Source organism: Aeromonas enterica (assembly GCF_054052465.1).
The window spans coordinates 61,000-75,978 of the sequence record NZ_JBSTYL010000009.1; the positions used below are offsets into that span (position 1 = coordinate 61,000).

Here is a 14,979-nt window from a genome sequence, read left to right on the forward strand (position 1 = left end):
CATGCCTGCAACCAAGGGCTTTACCCTGATTGAACTGGTCGTGGTGATCCTGTTGCTCGGGATTCTGGCCGCCTTTGCCATGCCAAAATTGCTGGGCAAAGGCGGCTTTGAAACTCAAACCCTCCGTGATGAGCTGTTGACCCGGCTGCGGCTGGTGCAGACCGCCAATATGCACGAACCTGTCAGCCGCTGTACCCAGCTGGTTGTGGACTCTTCCCGATTTGCCCATATCACGCAGGTAGTTACCGGTGCGGTTTGCCCGCCTCCTGGCCCTATTGCCAGCTGGGGCGATAATCAGCGTACTCGTGGTCGTCCTGTCACACCTTCCTCCGGTATGACTATCTCCCTCAATAACAACAGCCACTTCGTGCTCCGTTTTGATCAGATGGGCCGCCCGCTAGGCGTCTGTGCTGGCGGCTGCACTCTGCAGGTGAGCGATGGAGGCGAGACGAGCCGCATCAAGATTGAATCCGAGGGCTATATCCATGAGAGCCCCTGAACATGGCTTTACCCTGATTGAGCTGATCGTCGGCATAGTGCTGCTGGCGGTGGCGCTGACCGGCATTCTTGGCCTCTTGATCAATCAGGCACCCCAGGCGGTGGATCCGGTGCAGCAGGTACGTGCCGCCCAGTTGGCCCAGCGCCTGGCCGGCGAGATACTGCAAAAGTCGTTCGATGAAAAATCAGACCATAACGGCGGTCGTTATCGCTGCGGCGAGACCTTCAATGGCCAATTTTATGGGGACTGCAGTTGCCCTGTTGGTGTGATTTGTACTCAAAAACCTCCTGCTCCGGCCATTGCGGGTTGGCAACCCAGCTTATATGGCCCCGATGGAGAGCCCGCCGCTTACGCCTATAACGATGTGGATGACTTCGATACCTCGGGTAACTGGGTGGATGCCAACCGTTTAACCCAGACCGCAGCGGGGATCAGCAGCGAGGAGTATCGCAACTATCAGGTCAGGGTTGCGGTGAGTGCGGTCGACTTCAAGGATGGTACTTTCCAGACCTGCACTGCCCCCTGCTCCGTGGGCAAACGCATCGATCTGCAGGTGCGCCTGCCGGATCAGAGCGTGCTCGACTTCTCCTTCTATCGGGGTAATTACTGATGAGAGGGGCAATGGGCGGTTTTACCCTGATCGAGCTGGTGATGGTGATCCTGCTGCTCGGCATCATGGCGACCTTTACCAGCCAGTTCATCGGCATTGGCACCCAGATTTATGGGGATGCCAGCAGCCGCGAGCAGCTGATGAGCGATGCCCGCTTCGCCATGGAGCGGCTCAATCGTGAGCTGCGTGATGCAGTGCCAGGTTCAGAGCGGATTGAAGACCAGAATGGCAACTGGCTTGACGAGGGGGCCTGCCTGCGGTTTTGGCCCATCAGCGCTTCCAGCCGTTATGTCGCCCTCAATCGTGCCATATCAGGCAGCAGCGCGGCTCTGGAGCTGGTGATGGCAACCCCCGCCTCTGCGGCCAATCCACTGAGTCAGGATGCCAATGCTGTCAAGATGGGAGATCTGATGACCGTCTTCCCTGTGCCGAATTCAGGCGTGGATTCGCTGATCAATGGTTGCGAGTATGGCCGTTGTGTCGCCAGCGTGACCGAGGTGCTGGCTCCGGTATCCGGGGCTCAGACTATTCGCTACATCAGTAGCGAAACCCTGGCGGGCCTCTCGCCGGGCAGCCGGGTCTACTTTGCCAACCAGCAGGTGCGTTATTGCGTGGAGGGGAATACGCTGACCCGCGCCAGTACCGCCATCAGCCACTCTTTGCCCGCCACCGGGGTGCTGATGGCCGAGGCCATTCGTACTGGCACTTTTTATCGGGAAACGTCGGCCTTCAACGCACAAGGGGAATTTGGCATCCGGCTTGTGTTTGAGCGCAAAGGTGAATCTGTCACCTTCAACCACAAGATAGGGGTGCTCAATGTGCCCTGATGTCAGGCAACCGAGACGGGCGAGGGGCAGCGCCCTGATGATCGCCCTGTTTGTTATCGTGGTGATGGCACTGCTGGCGGCTGCCATGGGCCGCTTTCTGGTCGACAGCGGCGAGAAAAATACGGTAGAAGTGCGCAGCGTACGGGCCCTGCTGGCCGTCCAGAGCGGGCTGGAGATCAGCCTGTATCGCCTGTTTCCCAATCGTACCGTGTTGCAACCTCTGCCGCCGGCTCTGTGTGACGCCAGTTTTGCGACCTCTTTCCCCGACAATGCGGGCCTTGCCGGTTGCAGGGCCGAGGTGAGTTGCGCCAAGGTGCCCGTTACTTACAATGGTATCGTCACAAATGGTTATCGTCTGGTCAGCATGGGCGCGTGTGGAGTAGAGGATATCAATAGTGCCAATCCGGATTTTGCCGTGAGTCGTACCCTGACCGTTGAAGCCTACGATGGAGGTTCATGATGAAATGGCTATGGTGCCTGGCCCTTCTTGGTAGTCAGGCGTGGGCCTTCGACCCCATCGATACCGGCACCCTCTTTCCGGCTGTGGTGCAGGGCCATCACGGCAACAACAGTGACACCTGTCACCAGGTCAGCGGTTATCAGCTCACCCAGCTCAACAATCCCAAGATCAATGGAACAGGCGGTCTGCCGCTCAACTTCTGCTCGATCATGCCCGATCAGAACAATACTCCCCGTTGCGACAGTGGTGTTGGCGGTTACAAGGTCTGTGCCGTTACCGGCAGCGATATTCGTGGCTTGGCCCTCAACGGGAACAACGTTTTCCTCTCCACCAGTTCCAGTACGATCCAGAGCTGCTTGTCAGGCTCGCAAACAGCCTCCAGTGCGGCTTACGACACCATGACGGTCGAAAGCTGTACCATGACGTTCCCGAGTCGCAACATCTATCAGCTCAAAAGCCTGACGGTGCGCAACAACGCGACTCTGGTACTGGGCGAGGGGGATTATTTCATCGACAAGCTGATCATCGACAATGGCAGCATCCGCTTGTCTGGCAGCGGCACCACCCGGATCTTCGTCAATCAGGACGTAACCTTGCTCAATACCGTGAGCATCAACGCCAGCAATCAGGGCAGCCTCATCTGGGTAAACTACACCAACATGGTGATCGACAATGGCACCACGTTTTATGGTTACCTCTATACCGATGGGCGGCTCACCATGAACAACAATGCCACCGTCTATGGCAGGGTGACGGCCGGCTATCTGACGATGGACGCCCAGTCGAGCATCAATGACTATGCCGTACCTCCCCCTTTGGCATGCTATTCGGATGGTTTCGACAGTGCCCAGATCAACCCGGATAACTGGGTAGTCTCCCAACGCAACAACAGCACCTTGCCATCGGTGCAAAATGGTCGCCTGCGCCTTACCCAGAACGTCACCAACCAGGCCACTTCGGCCACCTTCCAGCGTCTCTTCCCGGGGGCCAGCAATCTGGTGACGGTCGAATTCGATCAGTTCGCTTACAAGACCTCTGGCACGAGCGGGGCAGACGGGATGGCAGTGGTGCTCTCTGATTCCACCCTGACACCTCAGCCCGGCGCCTTTGGCGGTCCGCTGGGCTATGGCTTCAAGACCGGGATCAGTGGCTTCGCGGGCGGCTGGCTCGGAGTCGGGATCGATGAATATGGCAACTATGCCAATGAAGGGGGCTTTTACAATCAGGGGTCTCGCCCGCAGGCGGTTTCCATTCGTGGCTCTGGTTCGGGCACCTCTGGCTACAACTATTTGGCCGGTACGGCGAGCAATCTGAGCCCGACCGTCGACAGCGGCATCAACAGCAATCGTCCCCACCGCTACCGCATTACCGTGGATTCCAGGACGGCAGGTAGCTCGCTGGCCACGGTGGAGCGAGATACCGGTTCGGGTTACAGCCCCCTGATTGGGCCCATCAATATGGTGGCCCAGTCAGGACAGACTGCCGTGCCGGCCAATTTCCTGCTTTCTCTGACCGGTTCCACCGGTTCGGTGACCAACTACCACGAAATCGACAACGTGCGGATCTGTGCCCTGCGCTCCAGCCCGGTGGGCACCCAGATCGATCATTTCGAGTTCGACCACAGCGGCAATGCGCTGACCTGCAACCCGGAAACCCTCACCATCCGGGCTTGCGCCAATCCGGATTGCAGCCTGTTGATCACGGATCCTGTCACTGCGACCTTGCTCCCCAGCACGACGACCAATGGGGGCTGGGTGGGAGGCAACGTAGTGAGTTTCAGCGGCGGCACTACCACGTTGCAGCTCAGAAACAACACGGCCGGGGCGGTCACCGTGGGGGTCAGTGGTTCGACGCCCTCGACCAAACCGCTCAGCACCACTCTTTGCCGGTCGGGCGGCGGGGCGCTGAGCAGCGCCGCCTGTACCCTCACTTTTTCCGACAGCGGCTTCCTCTTTGATGTGCCCGACACCTACTCGAACCAGCCGCAGACAGTGACCATCAAGGCGGTCAAGAAGAGCGATGCGACCAAGCAGTGCGTGCCGGGGTTCGCCAGCCAGACCAAGAGCCTCAAGTTCTGGAGCAGCTATGTCTCGCCCGCCGGCAACGCCTACAACAGCGGGATGAGCGTCAACAACAACATGATCGGCAGCAGCCAGAGCAATGCCACTGCGCTTTCCCTCAACTTCGATGCTCAGGGGCAGTCGAGCATGACGGTCAAGTATCCGGATGCGGGCAAGGTCCAGCTGGATGCCCGCTACGACGGCACGGGCAATGAGGCGGGGCTGGTGATGCTCGGCTCGGATCAGTTTGTGGCGCGCCCGGTCGGCCTTTGCATTACGCCCCCGCAGGGGATCTGTGCGGCAGGAGACAGCAACTGCCCGGTATTCAAGAAGGCGGGAGACACATTCCAGATAGACATCAAGGCGATGGCCTGGGAATCGGCCAATGATGGTGATATTTGTGTCGGGAATCAGACAACGCCCAACTTTGTGCTGAGCGCCATCGCCTTGGGCAGCACCCTGGTGGCACCCAACCCCGGAACCAATGCCGTGCTTGGCACCAACACCTATAACCATGGGGCCGCCGCCAACAGCCTCAACAGCGTCAACCAGACGGTGAGCGAGGTAGGAGTGTTCCGGATGACGGCCACCCCGCCGGCCGCCGGCTATTTCGGCTATACCATTCCTGCGGCGGTCAGTGCTCCCGTGGGGCGCTTCGTGCCCTGGGATTTCAACCTGCTCAGCGGGGCTGTGACCCCAGCCTGTGGCGGTTTCAGCTATATGAGTCAGCCGTTTGGGGTCAGGATGGTGGTACAGGCCCGCAATAAGCAGGGCGGGGTGACCCTTAATTACCGCGACGCCTTTGCCAGGGGGCTGCTCTATCTGGTCGGCGCCAACAACAAGGACGGCATCGATCGCACCGATCGGATCGGCAGTCTGGCGACCAACTGGCAGGCCGGCGAGGTCAATCTCGATGGCAGCAGCCGCTTTGCCCGCCTGGCGGAGCGGACACCGTCGCTCACCACGCCGGAAGAGCCCTTCTCCAAACTGCGGTTCGGGCTGCGCATCATCGACGGCGAGAACCCAGCGGTCACGACCTTGACCGGGATGAACATGAATACGGCCGTGGTGGGCGACTGCCAGGTCGGCGTGACCTGCAATGCCAGGCAGCTGAGCATTCCGGCAGGTACTGATGACACCATGATTGCCTATTACGGTAGACTGCTTGCCAGCACGGGGCAGGGGGTTGCCAGTGCGACATTGGCGCTGCCGCTGCAACTGCAATATTACCAGAGTGGTAACTGGAACCTGAATGAAGCCGATCTTTGCAGTCAGCTCTCACTGGCCAATGATGGCATCATGTTTACCAATAATGCCCAGCACTATGATGCCAGCAGTGGTGATCTGGCTTTGGGTAGTGGTACCGCAATCCATGTCGGGTTGGGTAGTGCAGCCCCCGGAGCTGTCGATGCAAAGGCCAGCAAGGGGGAAATATTGTTCCACTTTGGGGCTCCCAATCTGGCGGTACGAATACCTTACCGGATTGCGTTGGACAAACAGCCATCACAGCCACTCTGGCTGACCGATCCGAGTACCCCAAATGCCCTGCTCGGCGAGGCCATTTTTGGCTCCAGCCGGGGTAATGACAGAATTATTTATCGGCGCGAAGTGATGCAGTAATGGAGGCGGGGCGGCGGATCTTCGGGATCTTCCCGCCTATCTTCTTGTTTATTAGCGTTTGTCAGCCTGTGCGGGTGAGTGATGACTCGCATTTTTGTCGCGCCTGATGGGTTGGCGACAGTTTGAGCGCTTGCCCATTGGGGTGGGCATTGGTAAAGTTAGCCGGTTTTCCGCACCTCCAAATTCTTAGGATTTCCCGTAGCCATGTTCAAAAAGCTCAGAGGCGTCTTTTCCAACGATCTGTCGATCGACTTGGGAACTGCCAACACCCTGATCTACGTAAAAGATCAAGGGATCGTCCTTAACGAACCCTCAGTTGTCGCCATTCGCCAAGAGCGCGGGAACGCCAAATCGGTCGCTGCCGTCGGTCATGCCGCCAAGCAGATGCTGGGTCGTACCCCAGGCAACATCTCCGCCATCCGTCCGATGAAAGACGGCGTCATCGCCGACTTCTACGTGACCGAGAAGATGTTGCAGCACTTCATCAAACAGGTTCACGACAACAACTATTTCCGCCCCAGCCCGCGTGTGCTGGTGTGCGTACCGTGCGGCTCCACTCAGGTAGAGCGCCGCGCCATCAAGGAATCCGCACTGGGCGCCGGCGCCCGTGAGGTTTACCTGATCGACGAACCCATGGCTGCCGCCATCGGTGCCGGCTTGCCGGTCTCCGAAGCGACCGGTTCCATGGTGGTCGATATCGGTGGTGGTACTACCGAAGTGGCCATCATCTCCCTGAACGGCGTGGTTTACTCCCAGTCCGTGCGGATTGGTGGCGACAAGTTTGACGAAGCCATCATCAGCTACGTTCGTCGCAACTACGGCAGCCTGATCGGGGAAGCCACCGCCGAGCGCATCAAGCACGAAATCGGCTCCGCCTATCCGGGCGAAGAGGTGCGCGAGATCGAAGTCCGTGGTCGCAACCTGGCCGAAGGTGTGCCGCGCAGCTTCACCCTCAACTCCAACGAGATCCTGGAAGCGCTGCAAGAGCCCCTGTCCGGTATCGTCTCCGCCGTGATGGTGGCGCTGGAGCAGTCTCCGCCGGAACTGGCGTCCGACATCTCCGAGCGCGGCATGGTGCTGACCGGTGGTGGTGCCCTGCTGAAGGATATCGACCGTCTGCTGATGGAAGAGACCGGCATACCGGTAGTGGTTGCCGAAGATCCCCTCACCTGTGTGGCCCGTGGCGGCGGCAAGGCGCTGGAGCTGATCGATATGCACGGTGGCGACCTGTTCCACTACGAATAAGACCCAAAGCCGGCCAGCGCGCCGGCTCTTTTTTGACGACTCATGAAACCCATTTTTGGTAGAGGCCCTTCGCTTCAGTTACGGTTGTTTCTCGCCGTCATCATCTCCATTGCTGCCATCGTAGCGGACTCTCGCTTCGGTGTGTTTACCCACGTCCGCGTCTACCTCAGTTCGCTCGTCAGCCCGCTGCAATACATGGCCAATGCGCCAGGTATCATGCTCGATACCATGTCGACCCAGGTGCAGACCCGGGCCGGGCTCATCGAGCAGACCAAGCAGCAGGAACAACAGCTGTTCACCCTGCGTTCGCGCCTGCTCAAGATGGATCATCTGGAGCACGAGAACCAGCGCTTGCGTGAGCTGCTCGGTTCTCCGGTGCACAAGGAGTCCCGCAAGATGGTGGCCGAGCTGCTGTCGGTGGACTCCGACCCCTTCAGCCATCAGGTGCTGATCAACAAGGGGGCGCTGGACGGTGTCTACAACGGCCAGCCGGTGATCAACGATCAGGGGGTGATAGGTCAGGTGCTGCACGTGGGTTCCACCACCAGCCGCGTCCTGCTCATCACCGACTCCAGCCACGGCATCCCGGTGCGGGTATTGCGCAACGACCTGCGGGCCATTGCCTCCGGCAGTGGCGAGCTCGACAAGCTGGAACTGCGCAACCTGCCGCGCAACACGGATGTGCAAGTCGGCGATCTGCTGGTGACATCAGGCCTTGGCGGCCGCTTCCCGGAAGGTTATCCGGTGGCGACCGTGACCCGCTCCGACTACGTGGAGGGCAAGCCCTTCGCCCAGGTCGAGGCCAAGCCGCTGGTGGCGTTGGACAGATTGCGCTACCTGCTGCTGCTGTGGACCGACAAGAAACCGGAAGTGCATGACGATGAAGAAGCGCCGGCTCCCGCATCGGCGACCTCGGCTGCGGGAGCGACGCGCTGATGTTGCAACCCGCCAGCGGCAGGATCTGGATCTGGCTCTCGATCCTGCTGGCTTTGTGCCTGTCTATTCTGCCGCTTCCCTTTCAATTTGAACCTTTCCGGCCGGACTGGCTCGCCATGGTACTCATCTACTGGGCGCTGGCATTGCCGCATCGCACCAACGTTGGTACCGCCTGGGTTGCTGGTCTGCTGCTGGATGTGCTGCTGGGCAGCACCCTGGGTGTGCGGGCCATGGCGATGGCGATCATCAGCTATCTGGCGGCCTTCCAGTTTCAAAAGATCCGCAACTTCTCCCTCTGGCAACAGGCGCTGATCATCTGCTGCCTCTCGCTGGTGGGCAAGGTGACCATCTTCTGGGCCGAACACCTGTTCAGCCGCGCCAGCCTCAATTTCGCCTACTTTTGGTCGACCCTGAGCACGATGCTAATATGGCCCTGGGTGTTTCTGGTCTTGCGCAAGGTGCGCCGTCGCTTCAATATCAAGTGAATATGAGCAAAAACAATGCATTGTAACTTTCCCTCATCTCATTAAGTGAATATGAACAAGCACAACGAACTGCAACTCTATCTCGCCTCGGGCTCGCCCCGCCGTCATGAACTGCTTGCCCAGCTGGGTTACCGCTTCGAGGTGCTCAGACTGGATGTGCCGGAGCGGCGGGAAGAGGGTGAAAAGGCGCAGGATTACGTCTGCCGCCTCGCCCGCGACAAGGCGATGGCCGGGGTTGCAGCTGCTCCGACGGCGCTGCCGGTGCTGGGTGCCGATACCATAGTGGTGCTGGGTGACCGGGTGCTGGAGAAACCCTCCGACCTGCTCGATGCCAAAGACATGCTGGAGGCGCTCTCCGGCAAGGTGCATCAGGTGATGACGGCGGTGGCGCTGGCCACCCCGGAGCGCTGCGATGTGCGCCTGGTCACCACCAATGTGGCGTTTCGCAAGCTGGACGAGGCCGAGATCGAGGCCTACTGGCGCACGGGGGAGCCTTGCGACAAGGCCGGTGCCTATGCGATTCAAGGGATTGCCGGCAAGTTCGTCAGCCGCATCGAGGGGAGCTACAGCGCCGTGGTCGGCCTGCCCTTGCTGGAAACGGATCTGCTGATCAAGCATCATCTGGAACAGTCTCGGTAATCTATCCGCCAGCCGTGTTCTGCAAGGCCCGCTCAGCGGGCAGGCACAGGGTCTGAACATGGCGGTCAGAATTTGAAGCCATCACAGGCAAGGTATGGGTCGGTGACACTCGCCGGCTGTTTCTTACTGCGTTACTCACCGGACTCGTGCCGGTTTGGCTGCCAGAATTTAAAACTAGAAAGGCAAGGTAACTTATGTCGGTAGAACTGCTGGTGAACGTCACCCCCTCCGAAACCCGGGTCGCCCTGGTCGAAAACGGTCTGCTGCAGGAAGTGCACGTAGAGCGTCAGGCCAAGCGCGGCATAGTGGGCAATATCTACAAAGGCAAGATCAGCCGGGTGTTGCCCGGCATGCAGGCGGCTTTCGTCGATATCGGCATGGACAAGGCGGCCTTCCTGCACGCTTCCGACATAGTGCCGCACACCGAGTGCGTGGCGGTGAAGGAGAAAGAGCAGTTCCAGGCCGGCAATATCGCCGAACTGGTGCGGCAGGGGCAGGACATCATGGTGCAGGTGGTGAAAGATCCGCTGGGTACCAAGGGCGCCCGACTCACCACCGACATCACCTTGCCGTCCCGCTATCTGGTCTTTATGCCCGGCAGTGCCCACGTCGGCGTCTCCCAGCGCATCGAATCCGAAGCGGAGCGCGAGCGCCTCAAGCGCACCGTGGCCAGCTATGTAGATGATCTCGGTGGCTACATCATTCGCACCGCCGCCGAAGGGGTGGGGGAGCAGGAGCTGGAGCAGGATGCCGCCTTCTTGAAGCGGCTGTGGCGCAAGATCCTGGAGCGCAAGCAGAAGTACCCGCCCTGCAAGATCCTCTACGAAGATCCCAGCCTGGCCTTTCGGGTGGTGCGCGACTTCGTCGGTGCCGAGCTCGACAAGATCCGGGTCGACTCGCGCCAGAGCTTCGATCAGCTCAAGCGCTTCACCGAGGAGTACGTGCCCGAACTGGCCGGCAAGCTGGAATACTACTCCGGCGAGTCCCCCATCTTCGATCTCTACGACGTGGAGAACGAGATCCAGCGGGCCCTTGATCGCAAGGTCGAGCTGAAATCCGGTGGCTACCTCATCATTGACCAGACCGAAGCCATGACCACGGTGGACATCAACACCGGTGCCTTCGTCGGCCATCGCAATCTGGAAGAGACTATCTTCAACACCAACGTCGAGGCGACGGCGGCCATCGCCCGCCATCTGCGCCTGCGCAACCTCGGCGGCATCATCATCATCGACTTCATCGACATGCAGTCCGAGGATCACCGTCGGCGGGTGCTGCACAGCCTGGAGCAAGCGCTCTCCAAGGACAGGGCCAAGACCAACGTCAACGGCTTCTCCCAGCTCGGTCTGGTGGAGATGACCCGCAAGCGTACCCGCGAGAGCCTGGAGCACGTACTCTGCTCCGAGTGCCCCGAGTGCAAGGGGCGCGGTCGGGTCAAGACGGTGGAGTCGGTCTGTTTCGAGATCCTGCGGGAGATCATCCGGGTCAATCGCGCCTACGATGCGGATCAGTTCACCGTCTACGCCGCGCCCGCCGTGGCCGACTATCTGCGGGGCGAAGAGTCTCACAGCCTCGCCGAGCTGGAGGTGTTCATCGGCAAGCAGGTCAGAGTGGTGAGTGAACCGCTCTGTGGTCAGGAACAATTCGATGTGGTGATGATGTAATTGGTCTATCGCTGGCTGAGTCGGGGCTGGTTAGCCCTTGGGGTCTTCTTCGTGCTGCTGGCCATCCTGGTCAGTCTGGTTCGTTTTGGCGGCCCACTGCTCAACCAGCACCGACAGGCACTGCTCGATAACCTGCTGGCCGACAGCAAGCTGGAGGCCAGTGTCGATCGCATCGGACTGGACTGGACCCAGCGCGGCCCGGCTCTGGAGCTGCAACAGCTGGTAATAGCGCCGGACTCCGGCCGTTTTGCCCTGCGCATTGGCAAGGTACGGGTCCACCTGGACTTCTGGCGCTCCCTCAACGAACTCAAACCCGTTTTTGGCCAGCTCATCCTGAGCGATGGCGACATAGCGCTGGATCTGGCCCAGCCCGCCGACCCCGGGACCCGTGATGGCCCCGATCAGCAGCAGGCATTGCTGCGCTTTCTGCTGACCCAGCTCTCCACTTTCGACATTTATGACACCCGCCTCAGCTTGACCACTGCGCTGGGGGAGGTTCGCGCCCTCGATATCGCCCAGCTGCGTTGGCAGAATCGCGGCAAGCGCCATCAGGGGGTCGGTAAGGCCTATCTCATCAACGGGGTGGGCGAGAGCACTCTGGATCTCATCCTGGATGTGGATGCCCCGGAGGCACGGCTCGACCGTCTCAAGGGCCAGCTCTATCTGGGCGCCCGCCAGCTCGACATCAGTCCCATGCTGGCACGGATCCACGCCGGTGAGCCCAAGGTGAACGGCCAGCTCGATTTTCAGCTCTGGAGCGAGTTTGCCAATGGCCAGCTGGGGGAATCCCTGCTGGCGTTTGGCGACAACTACCTGATATGGAAGGATGAGAAGCAGGGGGCCATGCACCGTCTCGGGCTGCAGGGGGGCAAGATCCAGCTGCGCCGGGATGGTGAAGAGTGGCAGCTCGCCAGTCATGACGTGACCTTCAAGCTCGACGGCAAGCCTTGGTTGCAGAGCCGCTTGCAGCTAGAGCGGGTTGGGGACCGTATTCAGGGTTATGTACCCGCCATCGATCTGGGTCAGGTTGCCAACCTGAGCCAGCTGGTGTCGGGTCTCTACCCCAAACTGACCGAGACCCTGAAACGTACCCAGCCCAAGGGCCAGCTGCAGGATCTCATCCTGCAGGCCGATGCCGACTGGCGCGGACTGTCCCTCAGCGGCCGGTTATCCCACATCAAGGTCAGCGCCTGGCAGGATGTGCCCGGCGTGCAGGATCTCAATGGCGAATTCTGGCTGACCCCGACGGGGGGCAGTGCCCGACTGGCCCTTGCCAATGACAAGGTGGATCCGGCCCGCCACTTCAAGGAGCCCATTCCCATAGACCGCTTCTCGGCGCGGCTCGACTGGTGGCAGGATCCGCAAGGCTGGGTGCTTTATGGTCAGGATGTGGTGCTGGACAACCCGGACCTGAGTCTCGCCAGCCGCTTCAGGATGGATCTGTTCGAACATACCTTCCTCGCGCTGACCGGCCGTATCGATGTCAAGAATGCGGGCAATGCGGATCGCTACTATCCGTTGCAGGTGATGGACAAGAGCCTGGTGGATTACCTGAGCGGTGCCATCAAGGGCGGTCAGGCCAAGAGTGCCGACCTGCTCTGGTACGGCGAGTTCAAGGATTTTCCCTACAGCAAGGGCGAGGGTATCTTCCAGGTGGCGGTGCCGCTGGAACGGGCCACCTTCCAGTTCTTCCCCGGTTGGCAACCGCTCACCGACCTGCAGATCGATCTGCTGTTCCAGAATGCCAGTCTCGATATGAACAGCCGTTCCACCCACCTTGGCAAGGCCAGCTCCGACTCGGTCCATGCCTGGATCCCGGATCTCTACCCGGGCGCTCACCTCTATGTGGACGCCAGAGTGGCGGGCGAGGGCAAGGCCATCAGCGACTACCTGCAGGACTCACCGCTGGGAGATTCCGTCGGCCAGGCGCTGCGGGAGATCGAGGTCCGGGGTCCGCTCAAGGGTTCGGTCAAGCTGGATATCCCCCTCGATGGCGAGAGCGAAGTCAAGGCGAGCGGCGATGCCCTGTTCAGCAACAACAAGGTACGGGTCGCCAGCCTGGATCTGCCGCTGGAGCAGGTGCAGGGGCGGCTTGAATATGACAACGAGCAGACTCGTTCCAGCAATCTCAAGGCCAGCCTGTGGAATCAGCCGCTGACCCTGGATTATCAGGGCAGGCAGCAGCCGAATCGTTATCAGGTTGACCTCAAGTTCAAGGGCTTGTGGGACAGCAGCCGCCAACGCCGCGATGTGCCGGTGCTCGATATCCTCAAGGGGCGTGGCAACTGGGCCGGCACCCTGGGGCTGACCCTGCCCAATGACAAGCCATTCAGCTTCCAGCTGGCACTGGACTCCAACCTGCAAGGGATGGGGCTGGATCTGCCTTCACCGCTGGCCAAGGCCGCCAGCAGCCGCTTGCCGCTCAAGGTGACCGCCCGTGGCCGCGATGGCAGTGCCGACATCCGCGCCGTGTTGGGGGCCGATGTGGATATGCAGAGCCGGCTGGTCTATGGCGATGGAGTGCCTTACCTCAGCCGGGTACGGGTGGATGTGGGCCAACCAGGGGCCCGGGTGCTGCGCGACAAGCCCATGCTGCTCGCCATCAACCAGCAGCAGGCCGATGTGGCCGGCTGGCTGGCCCGGCTCAAGCAGTGGTTGCCGGCGAGCACGGCATCGGGTGGCAATGCCGTGGTAGGCCCCGCCTTCTTGCCGCAGGAGTGGTGGGTGGATGGCCAATTGGCCCGTGCCGATATCGGCAGTGCCAATCTCAAGGCGGTGCACTTCACCGTCGGGCCGGTCAAGCAGGCCACCGAGGTGATGATCGACAGCCCCGACGTGATGGGGGTGGTGCGCCTGCCGGTGACAGACCGTCAGCCTGTCGAGGCCAAATTTGCCCGTATCTATTGGTCCGGCAAAAGCTCGGATCTGAGTCCCGAGCCCGATGCCAAGCAGGACAGGGCCATCATGGATGCCATTCCCTGGCTCACTTTCAGTTGTGTGGATTGTCGCTTCGGTGAGTTGCCGTTGGGTGAGGTAAAGGGGGAACTGGTGCCTGGCGCCAACAAGCTGACCCTCAAGGGACTGGATGTTCGACTGGCGGGCAGTCAGCTGACCGGCAACGTCGAGTGGCTGGCCCAGCCAGGCCGGATGCAGACCCATGCTCGTGCCCATATCAGCAGCAACAACAGCGAGCTGTTGCTCAAGCGACTCGGCTATACCTCGCCCATCGGTGATGCGCCCGGCAAGATGGCGCTGGATCTGAACTGGGACGATGTACCCTACCGGCTGAGCCTGCCGACCCTGGCAGGCAGCGCCGACTATCAGCTGGAAGGGGGCACACTGCGGGAGGTCAACGACAAGGGGGCGCGCCTGCTTTCCCTGCTCAGCCTGGATTCCCTGCTGCGCAAGCTGCGCCTCGATTTTCGCGACGTGTTCGACAAGGGTTTCTACTTTGAATCCATGTCCGCTTCGGCCAAGATCAAGCAGGGGGTGGTGGACAACCGCGATTTCTACATGAAGGGAGCGGCAGGCAACCTGCGCGGTGAAGGCATCGCCGATCTGGTGCGTTGGCGGCTCGACTACGAGCTGAGCTTCTCCCCCAACCTGGGCGGCACCCTGCCGGTGGTGGCAGCCTTCTCGCTGACCCCGATCACCGGTCTCTATGTGCTGGCCCTCTCCAAGCTGCTGGAGCCGGTGGTGGACGTGGTGACCCGCATTGATTTTCGGGTTTCCGGCCCGCTCGATGATCCCAAGCTGATCGAGGCGGGGCGGGACAGGGCCCGCATCAAGCTCAACCAGCAACAGAAGGCGGCGGTTGAAGCGGTGGCGCCCACCCTGCCCAAGCAGCAAGTGACCCCCTTCCTGCTGACCCCCAAACACCCGGAACCCCCCCAGCGCTGAGGCTGGTGGCGGGTCTTGCCATCACAAGGAGTGA

General features: G+C 60.7%; 11 protein-coding genes. All 11 read left to right on the forward strand.

Going from position 1 to position 14,979, the window contains the following annotated elements:
• Position 1: 1 nt before the first annotated feature.
• A complete protein-coding gene (locus ACW5XD_RS11790) occupies positions 2–499 on the forward strand; it encodes a type II secretion system protein (RefSeq protein WP_456495043.1) in 498 nt (165 codons plus the stop codon).
• Entirely contained in the window at positions 486–1,109 is a 624-nt protein-coding gene (locus ACW5XD_RS11795; protein WP_456495044.1) for a type IV pilus modification PilV family protein, read from the forward strand. The genes ACW5XD_RS11790 and ACW5XD_RS11795 overlap by 14 nt, the downstream gene beginning before the upstream one ends.
• Positions 1,109–1,936 (forward strand): PilW family protein, encoded by an 828-nt coding sequence (locus ACW5XD_RS11800; RefSeq protein ID WP_456495045.1) that lies wholly within the window; start codon positions 1,109–1,111, stop codon positions 1,934–1,936. The genes ACW5XD_RS11795 and ACW5XD_RS11800 overlap by 1 nt, the downstream gene beginning before the upstream one ends.
• A complete protein-coding gene (locus ACW5XD_RS11805; protein ID WP_456495046.1) occupies positions 1,926–2,396 on the forward strand; it encodes an MSHA biogenesis protein MshP in 471 nt (156 codons plus the stop codon). The genes ACW5XD_RS11800 and ACW5XD_RS11805 overlap by 11 nt, the downstream gene beginning before the upstream one ends.
• Positions 2,393–6,076: a DUF6701 domain-containing protein gene (locus ACW5XD_RS11810; protein ID WP_456495047.1), complete on the forward strand. Its 3,684-nt coding sequence runs from the start codon at positions 2,393–2,395 to the stop codon at positions 6,074–6,076. Before ACW5XD_RS11805 ends, ACW5XD_RS11810 begins: the two co-directional genes overlap by 4 nt.
• A 204-nt stretch (positions 6,077–6,280) precedes the next feature.
• Entirely contained in the window at positions 6,281–7,321 is a 1,041-nt protein-coding gene (locus ACW5XD_RS11815) for a rod shape-determining protein (RefSeq protein ID WP_005308111.1), read from the forward strand.
• 42 nt (positions 7,322–7,363) lie between these two features.
• Positions 7,364–8,257: a rod shape-determining protein MreC gene (gene mreC / locus ACW5XD_RS11820; RefSeq protein WP_456495048.1), complete on the forward strand. Its 894-nt coding sequence runs from the start codon at positions 7,364–7,366 to the stop codon at positions 8,255–8,257.
• The gene (mreD, locus tag ACW5XD_RS11825) at positions 8,257–8,742 is read left to right on the forward strand and encodes a rod shape-determining protein MreD (protein ID WP_456495049.1); all 486 of its coding nucleotides are present in this window, start codon (positions 8,257–8,259) and stop codon (positions 8,740–8,742) included. Before mreC ends, mreD begins: the two co-directional genes overlap by 1 nt.
• A gap of 51 nt (positions 8,743–8,793) precedes the next feature.
• A complete protein-coding gene (locus ACW5XD_RS11830; protein ID WP_042868627.1) occupies positions 8,794–9,381 on the forward strand; it encodes a Maf family protein in 588 nt (195 codons plus the stop codon).
• Between the two features lie 194 nt (positions 9,382–9,575).
• Positions 9,576–11,045, forward strand: coding sequence for a ribonuclease G (gene rng, locus ACW5XD_RS11835; RefSeq protein ID WP_042868629.1), 1,470 nt, complete (start codon positions 9,576–9,578; stop codon positions 11,043–11,045).
• A complete protein-coding gene (locus ACW5XD_RS11840) occupies positions 11,046–14,945 on the forward strand; it encodes a YhdP family protein (RefSeq protein WP_456495050.1) in 3,900 nt (1,299 codons plus the stop codon).
• Positions 14,946–14,979: the final 34 nt, after the last annotated feature.